The sequence below is a fragment of the Micromonospora sp. NPDC050495 genome, assembly GCF_040655175.1.
GTDB lineage: Bacteria > Actinomycetota > Actinomycetes > Mycobacteriales > Micromonosporaceae > Micromonospora.
Genome location: NZ_JBFAJK010000025.1, coordinates 20,789 through 47,611, shown reverse-complemented (window position 1 = coordinate 47,611; position 26,823 = coordinate 20,789). Strand labels below are relative to the sequence as shown.

Genomic DNA, 26,823 nt, shown 5'->3' with positions numbered 1-26,823 from the left:
AGTGTTCTCCTGAACAGGCGACGGTCGGACGAACTGCGGTTATCCCAGGATCGACGGGCGGGCGCTATCGCCTACCGGACAGCACGGCGGCGCGGAGTCGATTGTGGATCGACGTGATGATAGAAACACGGCGCAATCGCGTCGACCACACACACCGGGGAGAGACGTGGGGACCGTCGACAAGGAGCAGCCCACCGCGGACCGTCGCGCCGGGGGCGGTGAGGGCCCGCGCTGGCTGGTGTGGACCGTCGCGGTCGCCACCGTCCTCGGTGCGCTCTTCGCCGGTGGCGCCCTGATCCGCGACATCCGCAACTGGACATGGACCGGTGCGGATGACGGAACGTCCCCGAGCGGGCCCGCCGCCGCGGCCGGCTCCGCGCCGGCCCCGCAAACGAGCGCCGCGGCCGGTCCCACGCCCTCGCCGGCCAGCGGCCCGGGTGGGGTGCACGTGGACAGCCTGCCGATGCAGGCCGGCGCCGGCAACATCGTGGCGCTGCCCCGGCCGCTGAAGGACCAGCCCGGTCTCAGCCGGGCGATCGCCGTCGGCTGCCCGGAGAACACCGCCCACGACAAGCAGCGCGAGGTCACCTACGAGCTGCGCCGCCGCTATCAGGATCTGACGCTCACCGTCCAGGCGTACTCGCCGGACGACCCGCAGGCACCCGTCCGGGTGACGGTGAACGTCGCCGTCCGCCGGACCGACGGGACGATCGACCGGCTGGCGCGCGGCAGCGTGGACGCCCGGCAGGGCACGCCGGGGCAGCTCACGGCGGATGTGGCGGGCGCCGACGACCTCACCCTGCGGGTGGAGTGTCAGTCGCCGACCTCGATCGCGGTGCTCGCCGACGCCCGGATAACGCCGGCCTGACCCGCGCCGCCGCGACGGCGGTTACCGTGGCCGGATGCGTGCCGTACCGAGCTGGGCGGTCGCCGTCGCCGCGGCCGCGCCCGTGCTGCTGATGACGGGTTGGACGGTGGCCGGCGCCCGGCAGCCACCCGGGTACGACCCGATCCGGGACACCATCAGCGAGCTGGCCGCGCCGGGCGCCACCGACTCGTGGATCATGAGCGGCTGCCTGGTCCTGCTGGGCTGCTGCTACCTCGGCACCGCACTGGTGCTGCACGCCGCCGGGCTGCCCAGCCGGTTCCTGCTGGCCGTCGGCGGGGTGGCCACCATCGCGCTGATCGCCGTCCCCCGGCCGCAGGTGGGCGGCTCGCCCGCGCACGGCACGGTGGCCACGGTGGCGGTGCTCGCCCTGTCGCTCTGGCCGGCCGGGTCGGCGCTGCGGTTGCCCCGGAGCGTCCGGCGGGACGTGGCCGCGGCACCGGCCGGTACCCCGCCGTGGGCGTTCCGGCGCCCGGTGGCGCTGGCCGTGACCGCGCTGCTGCTGGCCCTCTTCGGCTGGTTCGTGGTGGAGGTGACCGGCGGCTCCCGTACCGGCCTGGCCGAGCGGGTGGCCGCCCTCGCGGTGGCCTGCTGGCCGCTGGTCGCGGTCGGCTCCGCGCGCCGGGCGCACCGGGGGCGTACCGCGGCCGGACCGACGGGCGGGGACCGGCCGCGGGCCGGTCCGGTCCGTCGATCCGCAGGGTGACCGCCTCGGCGGGCGGGCCGGGTGCGGGCCGGGCCGCCGATCCGCTGGTTGACCGCGTCGGCGGGCGGGCCGGGTCCGGGCCGACGATGACGGTGCGCGGCAGGCGGGTGGCCGGCCGGGATGCGGAACGGGCCGCCGGTCAGCCGGCGGCCCGTTCTGGTGCGGTCGATCAGTAGACGCTGACGCCGTAGACGCTCAGCGGCTCGGTGACCGGCTGGAAGTAGGTGGTGCCGCCGGAGGAGCAGTTGCCGCTGCCGCCGGAGGTGAGGCCCACGGCGGTGCTGCCGGCGAAGAGCGAGCCACCGCTGTCGCCGCCCTCGGCGCAGACGTTCGTCCGGATCAGGCCGGAGACGCTGCCCTCGGCGTAGTTCACCGTCGCGCCGGTGGCCGAGACGCTGCCGCTGTGCACGCCGGTGGTGCTGCCGGAGCGGCGCACCGACTGGCCGACGTACGCGTTGCCCGCGGCGGTGATGTCCTGGTAGCTGCCGTTGTAGAGGTAGACGTTGCCCGGCTGGGTGGTGGTCTGGTTGCTGTACCGCACGATGCCGTAGTCGTTGCCCGGGAAGCTGGTGCCGGCCCGGCTGCCCAGCACCGTGGTCTGGCTGGAGTTGGAGTACCAGGTCGAGCCCAGGTTGGTGCAGTGCCCGGCGGTGAGGAAGTACTTCACGCCGGAGCTGCTGCGGACGTTGAAGCCGAGCGAGCAGCGGTAGCCACCGGTGTAGATGGCCTGGCCGCCGGAGATGCGGGTGGTGAGCACGCCGGGCTCGGCCTCGACCCGGACCGTGCCGCCGGTGCGGGCGGCGGCGGCCTTGACCCGCTCGAGCTTGGCGCCGGTGACGGTGCTGTCGACGGAGACCACGACCTGGTTGGTGGCGGGGTCGGTCCACCAGGCGGTGCCGGGGATCTTGGCGGACCGCTCCAGCTCGGCGGTGGCGGAGCGGAGCTTGTCGGCGCCCCGGGTGACCAGCTTCGGGGTGGCGCCGGCGGCGCGCACCTGCCGGGCGGCCGCGGCGTCGGTCACCGCGACGACCATCTTGCCGCTGGCGTCGGCGTACGCGCCGGCGGCCCGGTCGCCGAGGGTGGCGGCGAGGGCGGCGGCGGTGTCGGGGGAGGCGGGTGAGGCGGGGGCCGCCTGGGCGGGTGCGCCGAGCAGTGAGCCGGTGACCAGGGTGCCGGTCAGGGCGAGCGCGGCGGCGCGGCGGAGTGAGGACCTCGTGGGTCGCATGTAACAACCTCCGAAAGGGGGTGACGGGCGCTGTCATGCGTACGCGCCCGGGGACAACCCGGCCGACCTGGGGAAACGGCCGAGTGACCAAAGTATTCATAGATTTAAGATCATAAGCAAGACTCGCTTTGCCCGAATTCGCCCGGCCGCCGCCGGCAACCGGGTCGCAACATTGTGGACACAGATGGTCGTCGATACGATCCGGCGCAGCACAGCCCCTCGGCACCCGCGATCCGGAGGCCACCATGACCCTCGTCCGCCGCGCGCTGGCCACCCTCGCCGGCGCCACCGCCCTCGTCCTGCTCGCGTCCGGCCCCGCCCTGGCCGCCGCCGGCCCCCCGCCCACCTCGATGGCCAGCCTGGGCGACTCCATCACCCGCGGGTTCAACGCCTGCGGCTGGTACTCCGACTGCACCTCCCGGTCGTTCAGCACCGGCGACTACGCCAGCGTGAACAGCCACTACCTGCGCATCCGCGCGGTCGAGCCGGCCATCCAGGGCCGCAACCACAACGACGCCAAGACCGGGGCCAAGTCCGCCGACATGTACGGCCAGGCGGGCGGCGCGGTCAGCCAGGGCGTCCAGTACGTCACGATGCTCATCGGGGCCAACGACGCCTGCACCAGCTCGGAGTCGAGCATGACCCCGGTGACCACGTTCCGCGCCAACATCGACAGCGCGCTCAACCGGATCCGGGCCGGCCTGCCCGACGCCCGGGTCGCGGTGCTCAGCATCCCCGACATCCAGCGCCTCTGGTCCGTGGGCAAGGGCAGCGGCAGCGCGCGTACCGCCTGGTCGCTGTTCGGCATCTGCCAGTCGATGCTGGCCAACCCGACCTCGACCAGCCAGGCCGACGTCGACCGGCGGGCCCGGGTCCGGCAGCGGGTGGTGGACTACAACACCCAACTGGCCCAGGCGTGCGCGGCGTACGGCCCGAACTGCGACTTCGACGACAACGCCGTGTTCAACTACCCGTTCAGCCTCAGCCAGGTCTCCAGCTGGGACTACTTCCACCCGAGCACCAGCGGGCAGGCGGTGCTCGCCAGCATCTCGTACGCGGCCGGCTTCGGCTGGTAGCCCCCCGCCCCACCCGGCGCGTGACCGTACGGCTCCCGCGCCGGGTGGCGGCTCGGCCCCGTCCCGCGCGGGCACGGCTCAGATACGCGGCCGCGCCCCCGGGCCCGGCCGGGGCAGCACGTCGCGGGGCTCGGTCACCTCGTGTCCCTCGGCGCAGCGCAGCGTGACCCGGACCTCCGCGCCGCAGTCGCGGTGGGCCACCGCCAGCGGCGAGCCGTCCGGGTCGGCCAGGTAGCGGTCACCCCAGCCCAGCACCGCCACCAGCACCGGCCAGAGGTCGAGCCCCATGGCGGTGAGCCGGTACTCGTGCCGCACCCGGCTGCCCGGCTCCCGGTAGGGCTCCCGCCGCAGCACCCCCTGCTCGACCAGCATGGCGAGCCGGTTGGTGAGCACCTGCCGGGGGATCCCGGTGCGGACCCGCATGTCGTCGAAGCGGCGTACGCCGTTGAAGACCTCGCGGAGCACCACCAGGGTCCAGCGCTCGCCGAGGACCTCCATGGCGCGCCCGATGGTGCAGTTGTCCACCGACCAGTCCAGTGCCGCGGGTCTCATGCCGACCAGGCTAGGTCTGATTGACAGACTCAGCAACGCGCTGCGAGGCTGCGTCCATGACACAGACGCAGCAGCGCAGCCGCACCTTCACCTGGTCGGACCCGGCCGCCGGGGCCGCCCATATCGGCCGCCGCAGCGGCCTGGAACTGTTGCGCGCCATGATCGCCGGCGAACTCGCCGCACCCCCGATCATGCATCTGATCGACATGGCCCGGATGGAGGCGGACGAGGGTCGGGTCGCCGTCGAACTGGTGCCGCAGGAGTTTCACTACAACCCGCTCGGCACGGTGCACGGCGGGGTCATCTCCACCCTGCTGGACACCGCCGCCGCCTGCGCGGTGCACACCACCCTGCCGGCCGGCGTCGGCTACACCTCGCTGGACCTGAACGTGAAGTTCCTCCGCCCGGTCACCGTCGCCAGCGGCACCCTGCGCTGCGAGGGCACCGTGCTCCAGCGCGGCCGCCGCACCGCCCTGGCCGAGGCCCGCCTGACCGACACCCAGTCCCGCCTCATCGCCCACGCCACCTCCACCTGCCTCCTCCTCCCCCTCCCCTAATGGGAGCTACCGGGTCAGCCGTTGGCAGACTCGGTGTCTGGTAGCCGCGGGCGGGTGAGCACTCCCATCCCCTGGACCGATGTCGAGTCCTAGGGTTAGACCGTGCCCCCGCTCGTGGTCGGGAGACGAATGGCTGATGGGGTGTCGTGCCTGCCGAGAACGTTGGCGTGAGCACTGGTCCATTAGGGCGCTGAGGTCTTCTGCGGGCTGCTGACATGGGAGCCGACGGAGCGGAGGCATGTAGTGCTGTTCGTGGGTGACGACTGGGCCGAAGACCACCACGACGTGGAGGTACAGGACGAACATGGCCGGGGGATGCGCACCGCCCGGTTGTCTGAGGGCGTGGACGGGATGGCCCGGTTCCATGAGCTCGTCGCCCGGTTCCTGCCTGAGGACGCGAAACCGTCGGATGTCCTCGTCTGTATCGAGACCGACCGCGGGCCGTGGGTACGGGCCCTGATCGCGGCCGGCTACCAGGTCTACGGGGTGAACCCGAAACAGGCAGCCCGGCACCGTGAGCTGCTGTCACTGTCCGGAGCCAAGAGCGACAAGGCCGACGCGCACACTCTGGCCGACATGGTCCGGACCCGTCGCCACCAGCTGCGCCAGGTCGCTGCGGACTCCGACATCGCCGAGGCGGTCAAGGTCGTGGCCCGGGCCCACCAGACGCTGATCTGGGAACGCACCCGTCACATGCTGCGACTACGTGCGGCACTGCGTGACTACTTCCCGGCCGCGCTGGCCGCCTACCAGATGTTGACGCTCACGGGCGCCGACGCTCTCGAACTGCTGGCCAAGGCACCCACGCCCGCCGCGGCGGCGAAGCTGACCATCGGGCAGATCAGCGCCGTGTTGAAGAAGGCCCACCGCCGGGACATTGCGGCCAAGGCCGCCGCGATACAGCGGGCCCTGCGCACCGAACACCTGGGCCAAGCCGACATCGTCGCCGGCGCCTACACGGCCACCGTCCGCGCCACCGTCGCGGTCCTGCAAACCCTCAACACCGAGATCCGCACCCTCGAAGGGCAGGTCGAGGCCCATTTTGGCCAGCACCCGGACGCTGAGGTCTACCTCAGCCAGCCCGGCATCGGCGTCATCCTCGGCGCCCGGGTGCTCGCAGAGTTCGGCGACGCGGCAGGCCGCTACGCCAGCGCCAAGTCCCGCAAGAACTACGCCGGCACCGCACCGATCACCCGCCAGTCCGGCAAGTCCAAGACCGTCCACGCCCGGTTCATCCACAACGATCGCCTCGTCGACGCCTTACACATGCAGGCCGGCGCCGCGGTCCTGCACGACCCCGGCAGCCGCGCCTACTACAACGAACTCCGCGCCCGCGACATCGGCCACAACGCCGCCCTACGCCAGGTCGGCAACCGCCTCGTCGGCATCCTCCACGGCTGCCTCAAAACCACCACCGTCTACGACGAGAACACTGCCTGGTCACACCGTGAACTAACCGCCGCAGCTTGACACCTCAGCTCCTGGGGTGTCTAACCCCTCCACCCCCGCCCGCCCCGCCCCCTCCGCGATCATGGAGTTGTGGCGCCTCAGAAGTCGGCGATGTCCCCTTTGTTCACCACCACAACTCCTTGATCGACGCGCACTAAGGAGGGGCGGGGCGGGCGGGGAGGGGCCGGGGGGGGGGGGTTAGGGGCGGGTGGCTAGGCGGGCGGCGCGGGCGGCGCGCTTCTCCTCGAAGCGGGCGGCCTGGGTGTCCAGGGTGTCGAGGTGGGCGGCGATCTGGTCGCGGGCCGTCTCGCCGTCGGCGTCCAGGCCGGTCACCTCGAAGATGTTCCACTGGCGCAGCACCGGCATGACCACCTCGTCGCGGTGCTGGCGCAGGTCGTAGATGCCGGCCAGGGCGATGGCCACCGACTTGCGGGCGAAGCCGTCGATGCCGACCCCCGGCATCTGGAAGTCGGCCAGCACGTCGGCGACCGCACGCATGGCCTGGGACGGGGCCAGGTCGAAGGCCGCGCCGAGCAGGTTGCGGTAGAAGACCATGTGCAGGTTCTCGTCGGCGGCCACCCGGGCCAGCAGCGCCTCGCACGCCGGGTCGCCGGTGGCCCGGCCGGTGTTGCGGTGCGAGATGCGGGTGGCCAGTTCCTGGAACGAGACGTACGCCAGCGAGTGCAGCACCTCGTCGTCGTGGACGTTGACGTAGCCCGCCGACATGTGAATCATCCGGGCCCGCTCGAGGGCCACCGGGTCGACCGCCCGGGTCACCGTCAGGTAGTCCCGGATGGCGGTGCCGTGCCGCCCCTCCTCGGCCGTCCACCGGTGCACCCAGGTGCCCCACGCGCCGTCCCGGCCGAAGAGGGTGGCGATCTCGTGGTGGTACGAGGGCAGGTTGTCCTCGGTGAGCAGGTTGACGATCAGCGCGGTCCGGGCCACGTCGGGGATGGTCGAGTCGCCCTCGGTCCAGGGCTCGCCGCCGAGCGGCCCGTCGAAGGTCCGCCCCTCGCTCCACGGCACGTACTCGTGCGGGAACCACTCCTTGGCGAGGGACAGGTGTCGGTCGAGGTTCTTCTCGACCACGGGTTCGAGCTCGTGGAGCAGGGCGGTCTGGCTGAGCACGTTCACGGCGATCTCCCTACGGTGGCGTAACTTACGCCACCGTAGGTCCAATCGTCGTCAGGCGCCAGCGGCGGCCGGTCCCACCAGCGGCTTCAGGTCCGCCCGGGGCGGCGTCCACTCCCCCGCCGCCGCGGCCACCTGCGCACCGGAGCGGATGTCCTTCACCTCGTCGCCCTCGGCGCCCGGGAACCAGACGTACGGGATGCCGCGCCGCTCGGCGTACCGGATCTGCTTGCCGAACTTGGCCGCGCTCGGCGAGACCTCGGTCGGGATGCCCCGCGAACGCAGCGCCTCGGCCACCCGGTTGCTGGCCGCCCGCTCCTCCTCGGCGGTCACCGCGACCAGCACACAGGTCGGCACGTCGCGGGAGACCGACAGCGCGCCCGCGCCGAAGAGCAGGCCGAGCAGCCGGGTCACCCCGATGGAGATGCCCACCCCGGGGAACCGGACGTTGCCGGAGCTGGCGAGGTTGTCGTACCGGCCGCCGGAGCAGACCGAGCCGAACCGCTCGTACCCGATCATCTGCGTCTCGTAGACGGTGCCGGTGTAGTAGTCCAGGCCGCGGGCGATGCGCAGGTCGGCGACGCAGAGCCCGGGCGCGTGCGCGGCGGCGGTCTCCACCACCGCGACCAGCTCGGCGATGCCCTCGTCGAGCAGCGGGTCGGTCACCCCCAGGGCACGCACCGCGTCGGCGAAGGAGGCGTCCGGCGCGGAGATCTCGGCCAGCGCCAGCACCGCCTTGGCCTGCGCCTCGCTCGCCCCGGCGGTCTCCGCCAGCAGCTCGGCCACCTTCGCCGGGCCGATCTTGTCGAGCTTGTCGACCGCGCGCAGCGCCGCCTCCGGTTCGGTGAGCCCGACGCCCCGGTAGAAGCCCTCGCAGATCTTGCGGTTGTTGACCTGGATGCGTACCGGCGGGATCGGCAGCGAACGCAGCGCGTCGCCGATGACCAGCGGCATCTCCGCCTCGTAGTGCGCCGGCAGGGTGTCCCGGTCGACGATGTCGATGTCGGCCTGGAGGAACTCCCGGTAGCGGCCCTCCTGCGGGCGCTCGCCCCGCCACACCTTCTGGATCTGGTAGCGGCGGAACGGGAACTGCAGCTTGCCGGCGTTCTCCAGCACGTACCGGGCGAACGGCACGGTCAGGTCGAAGTGCAGTCCGAGGGAGTCGTCGCCGGCCGGACCGTCGCTGTCGGCCTGGAGCCGGCGCAGCAGGTAGACCTCCTTCGAGGTCTCCCCCTTGCGCAGCAGCTGGTCGAGGGGCTCGACGGAACGGGTTTCGAGCGGGGCGAAGCCGTACAGCTCGAAGGTGGCGCGGATCCGGTCGAGCACGAACTGCTCGATCATCCGCTGGGCGGGCGTCCACTCCGGGAAGCCGGAGATGGGCGTGGGCTTGCTCATGGCGTACTCCTTGACGCCGCGCGGGCCGCGCGGTGGGCTCGTGGGCCGCGGTGGCTACAGACCGCGGGTGGGCGCGGCCGGGCACGCGTCGCCGGACTCCGCCACCTCGATGAGGTACGGGTTGCTCGCGCGCTCGCGGCCGATGGTGGTCGCGGGGCCGTGGCCGGGCAGGACGACGGTGTCGTCGGCCAGCGGGAGGACCTTCTCCCGGAGGCTGGACAGCATGCGGGGCAGGCTGCCGCCCGGCAGGTCGGTGCGGCCGATCGAGCCGGCGAAGAGCACGTCACCGGAGAGGCAGACCTGCTCGGCCTCCCAGGGCGAGCCGGCGCCGGGCATCCGGAACAGCACCGACCCGCCGGTATGGCCAGGGGCGTGATCGACGGTGATCTCCAACCCGGCGAGGCGGAGCGTGGACCCGTCGGTCAGCTCGGCCACGTCCTCCGGCTCGGCGTAGGGCAGCCGGCCGCCGAAGAGCTGGGTCAGGTCCATCGAGAGCGCCTTGCTCGGATCGGCGAGCAACTCCCGGTCGTCCGGGTGGACGTACGCGGGGATGCCGCGGGCGCCGCACACCGGCGCGACGGAGAAGGTGTGGTCCAGGTGGCCGTGGGTGAGCAGCACGGCGGCCGGGTGCAGGCGGTGCTCGGCGAGGACGGCGTCGAGCCGGTCGAGCACCCCGATGCCGGGGTCGACCACCACGCACTGCTCCCCCGGCGCCGTCGCCACCACGTAGCAGTTGGTGCCGAAGGCGTCCGCGGGAAAGCCGGCAACCAGCACGTCCGCTCCCCTCTCCGTCCGCTCGTCGTCCTCCCCGCAGCCTAGTCGCACCGGCCACCCGGTTTCGCCGGCCCACCGGTCCCGGTGACCCCAGCAGGCACAGTGACACCGCCCGATAAACCGGTGCCGTACCTCGTACACCACTTTCCCAGTCGGTACCCGTACACTCTGGCGGGCGTGTGGCGTGGCGCACCTGCGCACCCGACGGGCGGGCACCGCCCGGACGCCGGCGAGAACCAGGGCAGAGGAAGGGGAGCACGGGTGGCTTCCAGCAGGGACCGGCAGCGCAAACTGGCGCGGGCGAAGCTCGACCGGCAGCTCGCCCGGCGGGCCGCCGCGGCGAAGCGCCGCCGGCAGATCCAGGCCGGCGTGGGCGCCGCGGTGGTGCTCGCGCTGATCGTGCTCGGCTCGGCCTGGGCGCTCGGCGCGTTCGACTCGAAGCCGGCCCAGAAGGCCGCCGAGGACGTCTGCCTCTGGACCCCCCAGGACGGCGGCGCCAACGCCAACCTCAAGGACGTCGGCCGACCGGGCACCACCGGCCTGCCCACCTCCGGCACCCGCCCGATGACGGTCACCACCAACCAGGGCGCCCCGATCACCGCCGACCTCGACCTCGCCTCCGCCCCGTGCGCCGCGGCGAGCATCGCCCACCTCGCCGGCCGGTCGTTCTACGACAACACCACCTGCCACGAGATCACCACCGAGGGCGCGCTGCGCTGCGGCGACCCGAGCGGCACCGGCATCGGCGGCCCGACCTACTCGTTCTACGACGAGAACGTGCCGACCCCGGCGCCGAGCCCGTCAGCCTCGGGGGCGCCCGCGCAACCGCCGGCGTACCCCAAGGGCACGGTCGCCATGATCGCGAACCCGCCGGGGGCGAACGGCAGCCAGTTCCTGCTCTTCTTCAAGGACTTCAACCCGGCGGAGCCGAAGTACCCGGTGATCGGCAAGATCACCGGCGGCCTCGACGTGCTGGAGAAGATCGGGGCGCTGCCGACCGTGGACAATGGCAGCGGTGCCAAGGTCAAGCCGAAGACGGACGTGGTGATCCAGAGCCTCACCGTCGGCGAGGTGCAGAACGCCCCGGCCGCCACCAGCGCGCCCTCGGCCAGCCCCAGCGCCGGCTGACCCGGCCCGACCCGACCCCTGAGCAGCAGCGGCAGCGCCGCACCCGAGAAACACCGGAGGAGTGACCGTGACGTCCACGAGAGAGCGGCAGCGCGCGGCGGCGCGGGCCCGACTCGAGCGGGAGATGGCCGAACGGGCCACCCGGGCCCGCAAGCGCCGGCAGACGCAGGCGATCGTCGGTGCCGCGGCCGTGCTGGTGCTCGTGGTCGCCGGCACCGTCTGGCTGGCCACCTCGCTCGGCGGCGACGACGACAAGAAGCAGAACGCCGCGACCACGGCCGGCTTCTCCCAGTGCGTCTACACCGAGGTCCCCGCCGAGGCCCGCTCGAAGCAGGTCAAGGACGTCGGCCTGCCGGACAACCAGCAGGGCAACAAGGGCACCCAGACGATGACCATCGACACCAATCTGGGCCCGATCACCGCAAAGCTGGACCGCAGCAAGGTGCCCTGCACCGCCGGCAGCTTCACCCACCTGGCCAGCAAGGGCTTCTTCGACAACACCAAGTGCCACCGCCTGGTCACCTCGGGCATCAAGGTGCTCCAGTGCGGCGACCCGAGCGCCACCGGCAAGGGCTGGCGGCAGAGCGACGGCACCGGCGGGCCGAGCTACACCCTGTCCGAGGAGAACCTCCCCACCGACCAGCGCCCGCCGTACCCGGAGGGCGTCATCGCGATGGCCAACTCCGGCCAGCCCGGCAGCACCGGCAGCCAGTTCTTCATCGTCTACGGCGACTCGCCGCTCGACCCCAACTACACCGTCCTGGGCACCATCACCGGTGGCATGGACGTGGTGAAGCAGGTGGCGGCGGCCGGTGACGACGGCGCCTTCGCCCAGCAGGCCGGCGGCGGTCACCCGAAGAAGGAGATCGTCATCAACAAGCTGACGATGAGCGACATCCAGGGCGGCTGACCCGCCCGTCACGCGAAAGCGCCCGCCGGCCACAGCCGGCGGGCGCTTTTCCGTGTGCCCGATCAGGCGCCGGAGGTGACCCGGTAGGCGTCGAACACCCCGTCGACCTTGCGCACCGCGGCCAGCAGGTGCCCAAGGTGCTTCGGGTCGGCCATCTCGAAGCTGAACCGGCTCACCGCCACCCGGTCCCGGGTGGTGGTGACCGTCGCGGAGAGGATGTTGACCCGCTCGTCGGAGAGCACCCGGGTGACGTCGGCGAGCAGCTTGTGCCGGTCCAGCGCCTCGACCTGGATGGCGACCAGGAAGGTGGAGGCCGAGGTCAGCTTCCAGCTCACCTCGACCACCCGCTCGCTCTGGGCCCGCAGGTCCTCGGCGTTGGCGCAGTCGTCCCGGTGCACGCTCACCCCGCCGGAGCGGGTGACGAAGCCGAAGACGGCGTCCGGCGGCACCGGCGTGCAGCAGCGGGCCAGCTTGATCCAGACGTCGCTGACGCCCCGGACGACGACGCCCGGGTCGCTGCTGCTCTGCCGGCTGCGCGGCGGCCGGGTGGCGACGGCGGTCTCGGCGATGTCCTCCGCCGCGCCCTCCTCGCCGCCGTACGCGGCCATCAGCTTCTGCACCACCGACTGGGCCGAGACCTGGCTGTCGCCGACCGCCGCGTAGAGCGAGGCCACGTCGGCCAGGTGCAGGTCCCGGGCGATCGCCATCAGCGCGTCCGAGGTGAGCATCCGCTGCAAGGGCATGCCCTGCTTGCGCATCGCCTTGACGATCGAGTCCTTGCCGGCCTCGATCGCCTCCTCGCGCCGCTCCTTGTTGAAGTACTGGCGGATCTTGGTGCGGGCGCGCGGGCTCTTGACGAAACCCAGCCAGTCCTGCGTCGGGCCGGCCGTGTCGGACTTCGAGGTGAAGATCTCGATCACGTCGCCGTTGGACAGCGTCGACTCCAGCGGCACCAGCTTGCCGTTGACCCGGGCCCCGATGCACTTGTGCCCGACCTCGGTGTGCACCGCGTACGCGAAGTCCACCGGCGTCGACCCGGTCGGCAGCGGGATGACGTCACCCTTCGGGGTGAAGACGTACACCTCCTGGCTGGACAGGTCGAACCGCAGCGCGTCGAGGAACTCGCTCGGGTCGGCCGCCTCCCGCTGCCAGTCCAGCAGCTGGCGCAGCCAGGTCATCTCGTCGATGTGCGCCGGCGGGCCGACCACCGGGGTGCCCTTGTGCTCCTTGTACTTCCAGTGCGCGGCGATGCCGAACTCGGCGGTGCGGTGCATCGCGTAGGTGCGGATCTGCATCTCCACCGGCTTGCCGGTGGGCCCGATGACCGTCGTGTGCAACGACTGGTACATGTTGAACTTGGGCATGGCGATGTAGTCCTTGAACCGACCCGGGACCGGCTGCCAGTTGGCGTGGATCACGCCCAGCGCCGCGTAGCAGTCCCGCACCGTGTCGACCAGGATCCGCACCCCGACCAGGTCGTAGATGTCGTTGAAGTCGCGCCCCCGCACGATCATCTTCTGGTAGATCGAGTAGAGGTGCTTCGGCCGGCCGGTCGTCTCCGCCTTGATCTTGGCGGCCTTGAGGTCGGTGGACACCTTCTGCGTCACCTGCCGCAGCAGCGCCTCGCGCTGCGGCTGGTGCTCGCCGATCAGCCGGTTGATCTCCTCGAACCGCTTCGGGAACAGGGTGCCGAAGGCCAGATCCTCCAGCTCCCACTTGATGGTGTTCATACCGAGGCGGTGCGCCAGCGGGGCCAGGATCTCCAGCGTCTCCTTGGCCTTCTGCTCCTGCTTGGGCCGGGGCAGGAAGGTCAGCGTACGCATGTTGTGCAGCCGGTCAGCCAGCTTGATCACCAGAACCCGGGGGTCCTTGGCCATCGCCACGACCATCTTGCGGATGGTCTCGGCCTTGGCCGCGTCGCCGAGCTTGACCTTGTCCAGCTTGGTGACGCCGTCGACCAGCAGGGCCACCTCGCCGCCGAAGTCGGCGCGCATCGCGTCGAGAGTGTATTCGGTGTCCTCGATGGTGTCGTGCAGCAGCGCCGCGACCAGGGTGGTGGTGTCCATGCCCAGGTTGCCCAGGATGGTGGCCACCGCGAGCGGGTGGGTGATGTAGGGGTCACCGGACTTGCGGTACTGACCCGAGTGCCAGCGCGCGGCCGTGTCGAAGGCGCGCTGCAGCAGCCGGGCGTCGGCCTTGGGGTGGTTCTCCCGGTGGGTCGCGATCAGCGGCTCCAGCACCTCGCTGACCTGCGAGGTCTGCCAGGGCGCGTTGAACCGGGCCAGGCGGGCACGCACCCGCCGACCGGTCGGCGCGTTGGACAGGGCGAAACCACCGCCGGGCGAGGTGTCCGCCGGGGCGTCGGCCGGGAACGGCACCACGACCGCCCCGCCGTCCGCCGTGGCGTCGGACCCGCCACCGGAACCGCCCGTCACCCGGGCCGGCGGGTTGCCGTTGCGCTCGGTCACCGAGCCGTCCGCGTCGCCTGTCGGGTGCACCGCGCCCTCCACCGGAGGGACGACATCGTGGGACACCGGCCTCCTCACCGCTCGCCGGGGGATGCGCCGGCCGTACGGCCGACGTCCTGTTCAACCAGCCCGGGGGCCGGCGTTGTTCCGCGCCGACCACCCCCGGTCGACGTGGCTCGCGTCCGGCCGCCGGGGGACCTCACGGTCCCGGCGACCGCGCGCCGCGCCGGCCGTCCGGCCGGTCGTCGCGCCGCCGGACGGTCGCCCGCCCGGTCAGCAATGGGCAATGCTACCCGCACGCAGGGTACGTCGCCGCTCCGCCGGACGGACCCCGGCGGGTCCGCCCGACGGGCCGGGACGTCAAACGGTCAGCAGGGCATGGACCGGACGCGGCGCCAGCCGCTCCCGCCCCTTGAGGAAGCCCAACTCCAGCAGCACGGTGAAGCCGGCGACCGTGCCGCCGGCCCGCTCGACCAGGTCGAGGGTGGCCTCGGCGGTGCCGCCGGTGGCGAGCACGTCGTCGACCACGAGCACCCGGCGGCCGGCAGTGAAGGCGTCCTGGTGCACCTCCAGCGTCGCCTCGCCGTATTCCAGGGCGTAGGAGGCCGAGTGGGTGGCCCGGGGCAGCTTGCCGGCCTTGCGCACCGGCACCACGCCGACCCCGGTGGCGTACGCGATGGCCGCGGCCAGCACGAAGCCGCGCGCCTCGATGCCGGCCACCGTGTCGAACGAGTCACGCCCGTGGTACGCGACGATCCCGTCGATCACCTCGCGGAAGACCCGGCCGTCGGCGAAGAGCGGCATCAGGTCCTTGAACATGACCCCCGGCTTCGGGAAGTCGGGCACGTCCAGCACCCGGCTGGCGACCAGCCGGGCGACCTCCGGGCCGCTGTCTCCCCGTACCCCGCTGGTGTGCGTCTCCGTCACGGTACGTCCCATGTCCCTTCGAACGACGACGGCGTCCGTCATGCTGCTCGCACAGCATGGCGGACGCCGTCCGGTCGGTTCGGACCGGGTCGCCCCGGTCCGGCTCAGCGGCGCTTCGCGCCGCCCGGCCGGTTGCCCCCGCCGCCGGTGGGGCGGCCGCCCCGGGCGCCGGTGGGGCGCTTGCCGGCCGGCCGGGCGCCCACCTTCGGGGCGGCGCCGGCCAGGGCCGCCGCCTCCGCGTCGATGGCCTGCTCGGCCGCCGCCGGGGTGCGCGGCGCGCCCTTCGGGGTGAGCTCGCCCCGGGCGATGGCGCCCCGGCGGGCCAGCACCCGCTTGTTGTGCGCGTTGATCCGCGGGTCCTGGTTCTTCAGCAGCACCAGCAGCGGGGTGGCCAGCAGGATCGAGGTCAGGAACGCCACCGCCATACCGACGAAGAGCACCAGACCGAGGTCCTTCAGGGTGCCCGCGCCGAGCAGGCCGGCGCCGATGAAGAGCAGGCCGCCGACCGGGAGCAGGGCGACCACCGAGGTGTTCAGCGACCGCATGAGGCTCTGGTTGAGCGCCAGGTTGGCCGCCTCGCCGTAGGTGGTGTTGTTGCTCGCGGTGATGCCCCGGGTGTTCTCCTGGACCTTGTCGAAGACCACCACCACGTCGTAGAGCGCGAAGCCCAGGATGGTGAGGAAGCCGATGATCGTCGACGGGGTGACCTCGAAGCCGACCAGCGAGTAGATGCCGGCGGTGAGCAGCAGGTTGGTGAAGAGCGAGGCGATCGCGGCGGCCGCCATCCGCCACTCGAAGCGGAGGATCAGGTAGATCGCCACCACGGCCACGAAGATCAGCAGACCGAGCAGGGCCCGGGAGGTGACCTGGCTGCCCCACGCCTCGGAGACCTGGCTGCCGCTGATCTCGTCGGCCTGGATGCCGAACGACTGCGCCATCTCGGTCTTGACCTCGTTGGCCTGCTCCGCGGTGAGCTGACCGGTGCGCAGTTCGTAGTACTCGCCGCTGGTGCCGCCGACCTTCTGCGCGGTGACCACCGTGGCGCCGTCGCCCTTGGCCGCGAGCGCCGCGTTGACCTTGTCCTCCGCCTGGTCCAGGGTGCCGACGCTGGCCGGCACCTGGAACGAGTTGCCGCCGGCGAACTCGATACCGAGACTGAAGCCGCGGACCGCGAAGCTGAGCACGGCGATCAGCACCAGCACACCGGCGACGGCGAACCAGAGCTTGCGCCGGCCGACGATGTTGAGATCGGCCTCGCCCCGGTAGAGCCGGGACGCCAGACCACTCTTAGCCATCTCAGGCCTCCTTGACGCGCGGGTTGCGAGCGGTGGCCTGCTCGGCCGACCGGGCCGGCAGGGCGCGGCCCAGACCGCTGACCCGCGGGGACAGGAACGCCCGGGTCCGGGCGAACATCGTCATGATCGGGTGACGGAAGAGGAAGACGACGACCAGGTCGAGGACGGTCGCCAGGCCGAGCGCGAAGGCGAAGCCCTTCACCGCGCCGACCGAGACGATGTAGAGCACCACGGCGGACATCAGGGTGATGGCGTTCGCCGAGATGATCGTCCGGCGGGCCCGGACCCACGCCCGCGGCACCGCGCTGCGCGGGCTGCGTCCCTCGCGGATCTCGTCCTTGAGCCGCTCGAAGTAGATGACGAACGAGTCCGCCGCCACACCGAGTGACACGATCATGCCGGCGATGCCGGCGAGGGTGAGGGTGAAGCCGATCGACCGGCCGAGCACCACCAGCGCGCCGAAGACCAGCAACGCCGAGAGCACCAGGCTCAGGAAGATGACCGAGCCGAGCAGCCGGTAGTAGAAGAACGAGTAGATGATGACCAGCAGCATGCCGATGCCGGCCGCGAGCAGGCCCGCCTTCAGGTGGCTGTCGCCCAGCGTCGCGGTGACGTTCTGCTGCTCCTGCGGCTCGAAGGTCACCGGCAGCGCGCCGTAGCGGAGCTGGCTGGCCAGCGCGTTGGCCGACTTGTTGTCGAAGCTGCCGGTGATCTGCGAGTCACCGGTCAGCACGCCCTGGATCTCCGGCGAGGAGACGATCTCGTTGTCCAGCACCACGGCGACCCGGCACTTGCCGTCCTGGCCGAGCGCGCTCTGGTCGCAGGCCTGGCCCTCGTTGTTGAACGCCTCGCGGGTCAGCGCGGTCCACTTCTCCTGGCCCTTGCCGGTGAAGTTGAGGCTGACCACCCAGGAGCTGGTCTGGTCGAGCACCGCGTTGGCGTCGTCGACGTCGGTGCCCAGCACCTTGGCCTTGTCGAGCAGGTACTTGGCGCCGGACTCACAGGCCACCGCCTGCTCGTTCTCGTTCTTGATCGAGGCGGCCGGCCGCTTGTCGAGCTGGGCGCAGGTGATGGTCGGGACGTTGAACTGGATCCCGACCGGCAGCACCGCGACCTCCTGCGGGGAGAGCGTGCCGAACGGCTTGAGCTTGTCGGCCAGCGACGGGTCGGTCGCCAGGTCGGCCGGCGCCTGCAGCCCGGAGGCGGCGGCCCAGGCGGCCGCGCCCACCTTCTGCTCGATGGCCTTGCGCTGCTGCTCGATGCTCTGCGGCACCGGCTCGGCGCTGGCGCTGGCGCTCGGGGTCGGCGCGGCGGCGCTCGGCGTGGCCGACGCGGTCGGCGCGGCGGCGCTGGCGCTCGGCGTGGGGGCCATGCCGCCCTGCCCGCCGGCGCTCGGCGACGCGCTGGCCTTGGCGCCCGCGCCGGCGGTCGCCTTCGGCGACGCGCTGCCGGACGGCTTCGGGGTGGCGCTGCCGGACGGGTTCGGGCTGGCGCTGCCGGACGGGTTCGGGGTGGCGCTGGCCGACGGTGCCGGCTGGGCGGCCGCGCCGCTGCCGTCGGTGGCCTTGAGCACCTTGCGGAAGCGCAGCTCGGCGGCCTCACCGACGTTCGTCAGGTCCCGGTTCTGACCGGGCAGGGAGATGACGATGTTCCGGTTGCCCTCGGTGACCACCTCGGCCTCGGCCACGCCGTAGGCGTTGACCCGGTTCTCGATGATCTGGCGCGCCTCTTCGAGGTTGGCGGCGGTCGGGGGCTTGCCGTCCACGGTGTTGGTGGCCTCGAGCGTCAGCCGGGTGCCGCCGATGAGGTCCAGGCCGAGCCGGGGCTCCAGCCGGTCCTTCCAGCCACCGCTGGCGCCGCCCGAGAAGAACACCAAGAGATAGAGGACGACGAAGATGAGCCCGAGCACGGCCAACTGCCGTCCGGGGCGCATCTGTCCCTGAGGTGGTGCCACGGCTGTCTTGTCTCCCTGTACGGTCGCACCGCTGGGCAGCGGCGACGAAAGGTCGGGCCGGGGGTGTCCGCCCGACTGCTCTGGCGGGTCGGCGTCACCGGCCGGCGCGGCTACCGGACCCGGCGCGGGGGCACCGGGCGGGCACTCGCCTGTCGGCGGCGGACGCCGCCCCAACTATCCACTTGTGTCGACGAATCCGCTGCCCCGTCCGGGGGCCGGCGGCTCACTCCTTGACCGACTTCGCGTCCTCGCTGACCGTCTCGGCGGTCGGCTGCTCGGCACGGGTGGTGACCCGGGCGATCGCGGGGCGCGCGTACCGGCTCTGCACGCCGGGGGCGACCTCCAGCAGGACGCTGTCGTCCTCGACGGCCACGACGGTGCCGTAGAGCCCGCCGATGGTGACCACCTCGTCGCCCGGGCCGAGCTGGGACTGCATCTGCTCGGCCTCGCGGCGCCGCTTCTGCTGCGGGCGGATCATCATGAAGTACATGACCCCGAAGAGCAGGGCGATCATGAGGATCGGCGTCAGACCGCCGGCCCCGCTACCGGTTTGTGCGAGAGGCACAGTTGTTGACCTTCCCATTGGCCTTCGTCCGAGCCCGAGGGCGCCGGAGCGGAGGCGGATTCTCACGTCCTGTACAGACCGCGGCGAAGTCTAGTCCGTGCTCCTGGGAACGCCGAATGCGGCACAGATCACGTTCGCATCACGGCTGATCGGTCTGGGCCGAGAACAGATCGGGCACCAGAGGAGCATCCGCGCCAAATGTACCATTCGGCGGGGTACGCCCCAGGTGGTGCCAGGCCGCCTCGGTGGCGACCCGGCCCCGGGGGGTCCGGGCCAGCAGGCCGGCCCGCACCAGGAACGGCTCGCAGACCTCCTCCACGGTGTCCGGCTGCTCCCCCACCGCCACGGCCAGGGTGGAGAGCCCGACCGGGCCACCCCGGAACGAGTCGACCAGCGCGGAGAGCACCGCCCGGTCCAGCCGGTCCAGCCCGAGGGCGTCGACGTCGTACACGGTGAGCGCGGCCCGGGCGGTCTCCAGGGTGACCACCCCGTCGGCCCGGACCTCGGCGAAGTCGCGCACCCGGCGCAGCAGCCGGTTGGCGATCCGCGGGGTGCCCCGGGACCGGCCGGCGATCTCGGCCGCGCCCTCGCCGGTGATCGGCACCCCGAGGATCCGGGCCGAGCGATGCAGCAACGACTCCAGGTCGGCCGGGGCGTAGAAGTCGAGGTGGGCGACGAAACCGAACCGGTCCCGCATCGGGCCGGTCAGCAGACCGGACCGGGTGGTCGCGCCGACCAGGGTGAACGGCTCGACGTCCAGCGGGATGGCGGTGGCGCCCGGACCCTTGCCGACCACCACGTCGACCCGGAAGTCCTCCATGGCGCTGTAGAGCAGCTCCTCGGCCGGCTTGGCGATCCGGTGGATCTCGTCGATGAACAGGACGTCGCCCTCGGTGAGGCTGGTCAGGATCGCGGCCAGGTCGCCGGAGCGCTCGATCGCCGGGCCGCTGGTCACCCGGATCCCCGCGCCCAGCTCGGCGGCCACGATGTTGGCCAACGTCGTCTTACCGAGGCCAGGCGGCCCGGAGAGGAGAATGTGGTCGGGCGGGGAGCCGCGCCGCATGGCGCCCTTGAGCAGCAGGTCGAGCTGGTCGCGGACCCGGTGCTGGGCGATGAACTCGTCCAGGCGCTTCGGCCGGACGCTGGCCTCCGCGTCCAGCTCGCCGTCGCCGACGTACGCCGAGACCAGGTTCTCCCCGGTCACGAGCTGACCTTCATTCGCGACTGCGGGGCTCGCAAACCCGGCTCACTCCTCGCGCTCATCAGCTGACCTTCATTCGCGACTGCGGGGCTCGCAAACCCGGCTCACTCCTCGCGCTCATCATCGGGCGCGGCCCAGCAGGCGGATGGCCTGCTTGAGCAGGACCGGCACGGGGGGCGTCTCGCCGTCGACGGTCTCCGCGACGGCGGCCACCGCCTGCTCGGCCTGGCCGGCCGTCCAGCCCAGCCCGACCAGCGCCTGGCGGACCTGCTCGGGCCAGGCGCCCACGGTCACCCCGGCGGCGCCGTCCGGCCCGACCGGCACCGGACCGATCCGGTCGCGCAGCTCCAGCACGAGGCGTTCGGCGCCCTTCTTGCCGATGCCGGGCACCCGGGTCAGCGCGGCGGTGTCGGCGTTGGCGATGGCCTTGCGGACCGCGTCCGGGGTGTGCACGGCGAGCACCGCCTGGGCCAGCCGGGGACCCACCCCGCTGGCCGTCTGGAGCAGCTCGAAGAGCTGCTTGGCGTCGTCGTCGGCGAAGCCGTAGAGGGTGAGCGAGTCCTCCCGCACCACCAGGCTGGTGGCCAGCCGCGCGGGCTGGCCGACCCGCAGGTCGGCGAGGGTGGCCGGGGCGCACTGCACGGCGAGGCCGATGCCGCCCACCTCCACCACCGCGTGGTCCGGGGCGGTCGCGGTCACCGTGCCGCGCACGCTGGCGATCATCGCAGTCCTCCTCGTCGTGCCCGCTCGGCCGCGGCGGCCAGCTTGGATCGGGTGCCGCCGCGCCAGATGTGGCAGATGGCCAGGGCCAGGGCGTCGGCGGCGTCGGCCGGCCGGGGCGGCTCGGGCAGCCGCAGCAGCCGGGTGACCATCGTGGTCATCTGCGCCTTGTCGGCCTGACCGGAGCCGGTCACCGCCGCCTTGACCTCGCTCGGCGTGTAGGTCTGCACGGGCAGGCCGGCCCGCGCCCCGGCGAGCACGGCGATCCCGCTGGCCTGGGCGGTGCCCATCACGGTGCGGACGTTGTGCTGGGTGAAGACCCGCTCGACGGCGACCGCGTCCGGCCGGTGCTCGGCCACCAGGTCGGTGAGCGAACGGTCCAGGTGCAGCAGGCGCAGCGCCAGCTCGTCGGCCGGATCGGTGTAGACGACGTAGTAGGCGACCAGCGTGCAGGGCCGCCCCGGCACGCCCTCGACCACGCCGACCCCGCACCGGGTCAGCCCCGGGTCGACGCCGAGCACCCGCACGCCGCCTCCTCCCCGAGCCACCAGCAGTACGTGTGTTCGACACCCTACTGGTGCCGCCGGACGGCGGTCGGGCGGGACACGCCCACCGGCCCGGGCGGGCCGTAATCCGCCACACACTGAATCGGTCGAGTATGTGTCGCGGCCCCATGTGCCGCCGGCCACCCAGCTCGTAGCTTGTGCGCCATGACGGCAGAACCCGTGGCGGTCCCCCACGTCGTACGCGTCGACCTCTCCGGTCGCAGTGCCCTGGTGACCGGTGGTGGCAGCGGCATCGGACGGGCCTGTGCCCTGCGCCTCGCGGCGGCCGGCGCGGCGGTGCTGGTGGTGGACCGCAACGTGGCAGCGGCCAAGGCGGTCGCCGCCGAGGCGGGCGGGCGGGCCGAGGGGATCGACCTGGCCGACCCGGCCGCGGTGGACCGGCTCGACGCGGCCGTGGACATCGTGGTCAACAACGCCGGCCTGCAGCACGTGGCGCCGGTGCAGGACTTCCCCACCGAGCGCTTCGAGTACATCCAGCGGGTGATGGTGGAGGCGCCGTTCCTGCTGATCCGGCGCGCCCTGCCGCACATGTACGCCGGCGGCTGGGGCCGGATCGTGAACATCTCCTCCGTGCACGGGCTGCGGGCCTCGCCGTTCAAGGCCGCCTACGTCTCGGCCAAGCACGCCCTCGAAGGGCTGTCGAAGGTGGTCGCGCTGGAGGGCGCCGCGCACGGGGTGACCGCCAACTGCATCAATCCGGCGTACGTGCGGACCGCGCTGGTGGAGAGCCAGATCGCCGACCAGGCGGCCAGCCACGGCATCGGCGAGGACGAAGTGGTCGAGAAGATCATGCTGGCCCGGGCGGCGATCAAGCGGCTGATCGAACCGGAGGAGGTGGCGGAGCTGGTGGCGTACCTCTGCTCGTCGCCGGCCGCGTTCATCACCGGTGCCTCGATCGCCCTCGACGGGGGCTGGACGGCCAACTAGTGGCCGCGCGCACAATGTCGGTCATGTCGTCGCCGGTCGAGTTCCTGGAACTGCTGGCCCGGGAGGCCGCCGCCGTCGAGTTCGAGGGCCCGCTGGTCGCCGCCCGGGCCGCCGGGCTGCCCGCCGACCGGCTGGCCGAGCTGGAGCAGGCGAAGGTGGTGGCGCTGCGGGTCCGCGCGCTGCTGGCGCGCCGCCGGCGCCGGGAGACCGAGCTGTCCGGCCTGTACGACACGGCCAGCGACCTGGCCGGGCTGCGCGACCTGGACGACGTGCTGCGGGCGATCGTGCACCGGGCCCGGATCCTGCTCGGCACCGACGTGGCGTACATGACGCTCAACGACGAGGAGCGCGGCGACACGTACATGCGGGTCACCGACGGGTCGATCTCGGCGCGGTTCCAGCGGCTGCGGCTGGAGATGGGCGACGGGCTGGGCGGGCTGGTGGCCCAGACCGGCACCCCGTACGTCACCTCGAACTACCAGGAGGACGACCGGTTCAAGCACACCGGGGAGATCGACGGCGGGGTGGGCGAGGAGGGCCTGGTGGCCATCCTGGGCGTGCCGCTGCGGCTCGGGTCCAGCGTGATCGGCGTGCTCTACGCGGCCAACCGGTCGGCCCGGCCGTTCGCCCGGGAGGAGGTGTCGCTGCTGGTCTCCCTCGCCGCGCACGCGGCGGTGGCGATCGACACGGCCCGGCTGCTGGCGGAGACCCGGTCGGCGCTGGAGGAGCTGTCGGCGGCGAACAGCACGATCCGGGCGCACAGCAGCTCGGTGGAGCGGGCCGCGGCCGCGCACGACCGGATGACCGCGCTGGTGGTGCGCGGCGGCGGGATGGAGGACGTGGCCGCGGCGGTCACCGAGGTGCTCGGCGGGGCGCTGCTGGCGCTGGACGCCGAGGGGCGGCGGCTGGCCCGGGTCGGCGAGATCGAGGAGCCGGACCGGGCCGACATCGTCGAGGCGGTGGCCGCGTCCCGGACCGAGGGGCGCAGCGTGCGCCGGGGTCCGCTCTGGTACGCCGCGGTGGTGGCCGGCGCGGAGAACCTGGGCGCGCTGGTGCTGCGCCCGGACGGTGAGCTGGTCGACGCCGACCAGCGGATCCTGGAGCGGGCCGCGCTGGTCACCGCGTTGCTGCTGCTGTTCCGCCGGACCGTGGCCGAGGCGGAGGGGCGGGTGCGCGGCGAGCTGCTGGACGACCTGATCGCCCGGCCGCTGCGGGACGCCGACGCGTTGCGCAGCCGGGCCCGCCGGCTCGGGGTGGACCTGGACGCGCCACACGTGCTGGTGGCGGTCGGCGACGACGCGTTCGCCGCGACCGGTTCGGCCCGGCAGCGGGTGCTCTCCTGGGCCACCACGTACGCCTCGACCCGGGGCGGGCTGGCGGCGGCGCGCGACGGCCGGGTGGTGCTGATGCTGCCGGGCCGGGACGCCGGCGGGGCGGCGCGGGCGGTGGCCCGGGACCTGTCCCGGGTGACCGGTCGGCCGGTGACCGCCGGGGCCAGCGGCCCGTCGAGCGGGCCGGCGTCGCTGGCGACCACGTTCGCCGAGGCGGAGCGCTGCCTGACCGCGCTGGGCGCGCTGGGCCGCGCCGGGCAGGGGGCGAGCACCGCCGAGCTGGGCTTCGTGGGGCTGCTGCTGGGCGCGGTGGGCGACTCGGGCGACCGGGACGTGGCGCGGTTCCTCACCGGCACGCTGGGGCCGGTGATCGACTACGACGCTCGCCGGGGCACCGCGCTGGTGAAGACGTTGGAGGCGTACTTCGGGGTGGGCGGCAGCCTGGCCCGGGCGGCCGAGCTGCTGCACGTGCACGTCAACACGGTGACCCAGCGGCTGGAGCGGGTCGGCCAGCTGCTCGGCACGGACTGGCAGCGGCCGGAGCGGGCCCTGGAGGTGCAGCTCGCGCTGCGCCTGCACCGGCTGCGCACCCCGGAGGACTGACCCCGGCCGGCGGGAAAACCGGCCGGGGCGGCGCGTGTCCCACCGGCCGGGGCGGCGCGAGTCCCACCGGCCGGGGCGTGCTCAGCGGGCGCGCAGGCCCTCCAGCACGCTGTCCACGATGTGCTCGGGCAGGACCCGGTCGTCCAGCTCGGGGTGCCAGCGCAGCACCCGCTGGACCAGCATCGGGCCGGCGAGCAGCGCCATGGCCAGCTCGATGTCGAGGTCGGCGCGCAGCTCGCCGCTGGCCACCCCGCGCCGCAGCACCTCGCGCATCAGCTTCCGGCGCGGCTCGACCATGTTCTGGTAGAGCTGGTAGTGGTCCGGGCTGCGGTTCACCTCGGGCACCAGGCACGGCATGATCCTGGTGGCCCGCGGGTCGACGTTGTGGCCGATCGCGCCGACCAGCAGCACCAGGTCGTCGCGGACGGACTCCCCGGCGGGCTGGGGCGGGACCCCCTTGAGCCGGCGTAGCGCGTCCATCAGCAGCGCGTCCTTGCCCGGCCAGCGGCGGTAGATGGTGGCCTTGCCGACGCCGGCGCGGGCGGCGATCGCCTCGATGGAGAGCGCCTCGAGGGTGCTGCCCTCGGCGAGCAGGTCGAGGGTGGCCTCGATGATCGCCTCGTCCGCGCGGACGCTCCGCGGTCGCCCGGGCGACCGCGGAGCATCTGCGGTGGAGTTCATGTCAGACATTGTCGCTGAACCTACGCGGTCCCGGCCAACTCCGGCTCGGTGGCCGGCCGGGTCTCGGCCGGGGCGGCCGCCGGGCGGGCCGGCATCCAGCGCAGCGCGATCACGACGCCGAGCAGGGCCACCACCGCGGAGAACCCGGCCGCCCAGTGCATCGCCGCGACGAACGAGTCGTTGGCCGCGGCGATCAGCCGGGGTGCCACCGGCCCGAGTTGGGCCGCGGCCGCGTACGCGCCGGAGATGGACTCCTCGGCGGCGTCCCGGGCCGGGGCGGGCAGGCCGCCCAGCGCCGAGGCGATCTCGGACCGGTAGACCGCGGAGAGCACCGAGCCGAGCACCGCGACGCCCAGCGCGCCGGCCACCTGCCGGACCGTGTTGCTGACCGCCGACCCGACGCCGGCCTTCTCCCGGGGCAGCGCGGACATGATCGATTCGGTCGCCGGCGGCATGATGTTCGCCATGCCGACGCCCTGGACGAAGGTCAGGACCAGCACCACCCAGATCGGGGTGACCGCGTCGACGAGGACGAAGCCGCCCAGCGACACCGCGGTCAGGACGAGGCCGACCACCGCGACCGCCCGGCCGCCGAACCGGCGGACCATCGCCGCGCTGCGCGGGGCGAAGAACAGCTGGGCGGCGGCGAAGGGCAGGAAGAGCAGGCCGGTCTCCAGCGGGCTGTAGCCGCGCACCAGCTGCAGGTAGAACGCGTTGAAGAACAGCACGCCCATGGCGGCGAAGAAGACCAGCCCGACCAGCGCCACCGGGGCGGCGAACCGGGGCACCCGGAACAGGCGGACGTCCAGCGACGGGTGGTCGCTGCGCAGCTCGTGGGTGATGAACCAGCCGAGCACGGCGAGCCCACCGGCGATCGCGACCCAGACCTGCGGCCGGCCGAAGCCGTGCTCACCGCCGTCGATGATGCCGTAGGTGAGGGCGACCAGGCCGACCACGGAGAGCAGCACGCCGAGCAGGTCGACCCGGCCCGGCTTCGGGTCGCGGGACTCCGGGACCAGGGCGGCGACCAGCACCACCCCGAGCAGGACCACCGGCACGTTGATCAGGAAGACCGAGCCCCACCAGTAGTGCTCGAGCAGGGCGCCGCCGAGGACCGGGCCGATCGCCACGGCGAGGCCGACCGCGCCGGCCCAGACGCCGATGGCCCGGCCCCGCTCGCGGGGGTCGAAGACGTTGGAGATGATCGACAGGGTCACCGGCATGATGGCGGCGCCGCCGATGCCCATCAGCGCGCGGGTGACGATCAGCTGGGCCGGGTCCTGGGCGTACGCGGAGAGCAGCGAGGCGAGCCCGAACAGGACCAGACCGATCATGAGGAAGCGCTTGCGGCCGAGGCGGTCGCCGAGGACGCCGAAGGTGAACAGCAGCCCGGCGAAGACCAGGGTGTAGGAGTTGATCGCCCATTCCAGCTCGCCCTGGCTGGCCCCGAGGCCGTGCACCGGGTCGGCGAGGGTGCGCAGGGCGACGTTGAGGATGGTGTTGTCGAGGACGACCACCAGGAGGCTGATCACCAGCACCCCCAGGATCGCCCACCTCCTCGGGTGTCCGGTGTTCTCGTGCAGTTCCACGCGGTTTTCTCCCCCCGGTTCCCCCGCATCCAAATACGATACGGGGCAGACTCGTAACGACGACGAGCCTAGGTGAGAGGGTTTCGATACGGAACCGGTTCGTATCGTTTGTGGTCCAGGTCACCCACCGCCCGCCCGGACCGGCCCACCACGAAACGAACCCCCCGGCGGCGCTCGGCCGTCGGGGGGGGGTCGTCGGGGCGGTGG

At 72.7% G+C, this 26,823-nt stretch carries 24 protein-coding genes; 9 read left to right on the top strand and 15 right to left on the bottom strand.

The window, feature by feature from the left end; all coding sequences use genetic code 11:
* The first annotated feature begins 166 nt into the window (after positions 1 to 166).
* A complete protein-coding gene (locus tag AB0I11_RS22530) occupies positions 167 to 868 on the top strand; it encodes a hypothetical protein (RefSeq protein ID WP_357323687.1) in 702 nt (233 codons plus the stop codon).
* A gap of 34 nt (positions 869 to 902) precedes the next feature.
* Entirely contained in the window at positions 903 to 1,592 is a 690-nt protein-coding gene (locus AB0I11_RS22525) for a DUF998 domain-containing protein (RefSeq protein ID WP_357323684.1), read from the top strand.
* Positions 1,593 to 1,761: 169 nt separating this feature from the next.
* Here AB0I11_RS22525 and AB0I11_RS22520 read toward each other — a convergent pair whose 3' ends face one another.
* Entirely contained in the window at positions 1,762 to 2,817 is a 1,056-nt protein-coding gene (locus AB0I11_RS22520; protein ID WP_357323681.1) for a S1 family peptidase, read from the bottom strand.
* A 245-nt stretch (positions 2,818 to 3,062) separates the two neighbouring features.
* Here AB0I11_RS22520 and AB0I11_RS22515 point away from each other — a divergent pair, with 245 nt between their 5' ends.
* Positions 3,063 to 3,893: an SGNH/GDSL hydrolase family protein gene (locus tag AB0I11_RS22515; protein WP_357323678.1), complete on the top strand. Its 831-nt coding sequence runs from the start codon at positions 3,063 to 3,065 to the stop codon at positions 3,891 to 3,893.
* Between the two features lie 78 nt (positions 3,894 to 3,971).
* Here AB0I11_RS22515 and AB0I11_RS22510 read toward each other — a convergent pair whose 3' ends face one another.
* A complete protein-coding gene (locus AB0I11_RS22510) occupies positions 3,972 to 4,445 on the bottom strand; it encodes a helix-turn-helix domain-containing protein (protein ID WP_357323675.1) in 474 nt (157 codons plus the stop codon).
* Positions 4,446 to 4,501: 56 nt separating this feature from the next.
* Between AB0I11_RS22510 and AB0I11_RS22505 the strand changes: the two genes are divergently transcribed.
* On the top strand, positions 4,502 to 5,002 hold the full coding sequence (locus AB0I11_RS22505) for a PaaI family thioesterase (protein ID WP_357323673.1): 501 nt from the start codon (positions 4,502 to 4,504) through the stop codon (positions 5,000 to 5,002).
* 243 nt (positions 5,003 to 5,245) lie between these two features.
* On the top strand, positions 5,246 to 6,472 hold the full coding sequence (locus AB0I11_RS22500; RefSeq protein WP_357323670.1) for an IS110 family transposase: 1,227 nt from the start codon (positions 5,246 to 5,248) through the stop codon (positions 6,470 to 6,472).
* 177 nt (positions 6,473 to 6,649) lie between these two features.
* Here AB0I11_RS22500 and AB0I11_RS22495 read toward each other — a convergent pair whose 3' ends face one another.
* From AB0I11_RS22495 to AB0I11_RS22485, 3 genes are read right to left on the bottom strand one after another with little or no spacing between them, the layout of a single operon-like run.
* On the bottom strand, positions 6,650 to 7,585 hold the full coding sequence (locus tag AB0I11_RS22495; protein WP_357323667.1) for an acyl-ACP desaturase: 936 nt from the start codon (positions 7,583 to 7,585) through the stop codon (positions 6,650 to 6,652).
* 51 nt (positions 7,586 to 7,636) lie between these two features.
* Positions 7,637 to 8,977: a histidine--tRNA ligase gene (gene hisS, locus AB0I11_RS22490; RefSeq protein WP_357323664.1), complete on the bottom strand. Its 1,341-nt coding sequence runs from the start codon at positions 8,975 to 8,977 to the stop codon at positions 7,637 to 7,639.
* 54 nt (positions 8,978 to 9,031) lie between these two features.
* Entirely contained in the window at positions 9,032 to 9,751 is a 720-nt protein-coding gene (locus tag AB0I11_RS22485; RefSeq protein WP_357323661.1) for an MBL fold metallo-hydrolase, read from the bottom strand.
* Positions 9,752 to 10,012: 261 nt separating this feature from the next.
* Here AB0I11_RS22485 and AB0I11_RS22480 point away from each other — a divergent pair, with 261 nt between their 5' ends.
* Together AB0I11_RS22480 and AB0I11_RS22475 are read left to right on the top strand one after the other, a co-directional pair.
* Positions 10,013 to 10,879: a peptidylprolyl isomerase gene (locus tag AB0I11_RS22480; RefSeq protein WP_357323658.1), complete on the top strand. Its 867-nt coding sequence runs from the start codon at positions 10,013 to 10,015 to the stop codon at positions 10,877 to 10,879.
* A 67-nt stretch (positions 10,880 to 10,946) separates the two neighbouring features.
* Complete coding sequence (locus AB0I11_RS22475; protein WP_357323655.1) at positions 10,947 to 11,789, top strand: peptidylprolyl isomerase; 843 nt, start codon at positions 10,947 to 10,949, stop codon at positions 11,787 to 11,789.
* Positions 11,790 to 11,851: 62 nt separating this feature from the next.
* Here the strand turns inward: AB0I11_RS22475 and AB0I11_RS22470 are convergent, their stop codons facing one another.
* The 8 genes from AB0I11_RS22470 to ruvC form a co-directional block, all read right to left on the bottom strand.
* Positions 11,852 to 14,299, bottom strand: a complete 2,448-nt coding sequence (locus tag AB0I11_RS22470; RefSeq protein ID WP_357323797.1) for a bifunctional (p)ppGpp synthetase/guanosine-3',5'-bis(diphosphate) 3'-pyrophosphohydrolase — start codon at positions 14,297 to 14,299, stop codon at positions 11,852 to 11,854.
* Between the two features lie 318 nt (positions 14,300 to 14,617).
* Positions 14,618 to 15,184 (bottom strand): adenine phosphoribosyltransferase, encoded by a 567-nt coding sequence (locus AB0I11_RS22465; RefSeq protein ID WP_357323652.1) that lies wholly within the window; start codon positions 15,182 to 15,184, stop codon positions 14,618 to 14,620.
* Positions 15,185 to 15,288: 104 nt separating this feature from the next.
* Positions 15,289 to 16,479, bottom strand: a complete 1,191-nt coding sequence (secF, locus tag AB0I11_RS22460) for a protein translocase subunit SecF (RefSeq protein WP_357323650.1) — start codon at positions 16,477 to 16,479, stop codon at positions 15,289 to 15,291.
* A 1-nt stretch (position 16,480) separates the two neighbouring features.
* Positions 16,481 to 18,433, bottom strand: a complete 1,953-nt coding sequence (gene secD, locus AB0I11_RS22455) for a protein translocase subunit SecD (RefSeq protein WP_357323647.1) — start codon at positions 18,431 to 18,433, stop codon at positions 16,481 to 16,483.
* 223 nt (positions 18,434 to 18,656) lie between these two features.
* The gene (gene yajC / locus AB0I11_RS22450) at positions 18,657 to 19,016 is read right to left on the bottom strand and encodes a preprotein translocase subunit YajC (RefSeq protein ID WP_357323644.1); all 360 of its coding nucleotides are present in this window, start codon (positions 19,014 to 19,016) and stop codon (positions 18,657 to 18,659) included.
* 121 nt (positions 19,017 to 19,137) lie between these two features.
* Complete coding sequence (ruvB, locus tag AB0I11_RS22445; protein ID WP_357323640.1) at positions 19,138 to 20,202, bottom strand: Holliday junction branch migration DNA helicase RuvB; 1,065 nt, start codon at positions 20,200 to 20,202, stop codon at positions 19,138 to 19,140.
* A gap of 117 nt (positions 20,203 to 20,319) precedes the next feature.
* Entirely contained in the window at positions 20,320 to 20,922 is a 603-nt protein-coding gene (gene ruvA, locus AB0I11_RS22440; RefSeq protein WP_357323637.1) for a Holliday junction branch migration protein RuvA, read from the bottom strand.
* Positions 20,919 to 21,446, bottom strand: a complete 528-nt coding sequence (gene ruvC, locus AB0I11_RS22435) for a crossover junction endodeoxyribonuclease RuvC (protein ID WP_357323634.1) — start codon at positions 21,444 to 21,446, stop codon at positions 20,919 to 20,921. The genes ruvA and ruvC overlap by 4 nt, the downstream gene beginning before the upstream one ends.
* A gap of 183 nt (positions 21,447 to 21,629) precedes the next feature.
* Between ruvC and AB0I11_RS22430 the strand changes: the two genes are divergently transcribed.
* Positions 21,630 to 22,412, top strand: coding sequence for a 3-hydroxybutyrate dehydrogenase (locus AB0I11_RS22430; protein WP_357323631.1), 783 nt, complete (start codon positions 21,630 to 21,632; stop codon positions 22,410 to 22,412).
* Positions 22,413 to 22,426: 14 nt separating this feature from the next.
* A complete protein-coding gene (locus tag AB0I11_RS22425; RefSeq protein ID WP_357323628.1) occupies positions 22,427 to 24,346 on the top strand; it encodes a helix-turn-helix domain-containing protein in 1,920 nt (639 codons plus the stop codon).
* A gap of 81 nt (positions 24,347 to 24,427) precedes the next feature.
* Here the strand turns inward: AB0I11_RS22425 and AB0I11_RS22420 are convergent, their stop codons facing one another.
* Positions 24,428 to 25,036 carry a TetR/AcrR family transcriptional regulator gene (locus AB0I11_RS22420; protein WP_357323626.1) on the bottom strand — a complete coding sequence of 203 codons (609 nt, stop codon included), beginning with the start codon at positions 25,034 to 25,036 and terminating at the stop codon, positions 24,428 to 24,430.
* An 11-nt stretch (positions 25,037 to 25,047) separates the two neighbouring features.
* Complete coding sequence (locus AB0I11_RS22415) at positions 25,048 to 26,616, bottom strand: MFS transporter (protein ID WP_357323623.1); 1,569 nt, start codon at positions 26,614 to 26,616, stop codon at positions 25,048 to 25,050.
* Positions 26,617 to 26,823: the final 207 nt, after the last annotated feature.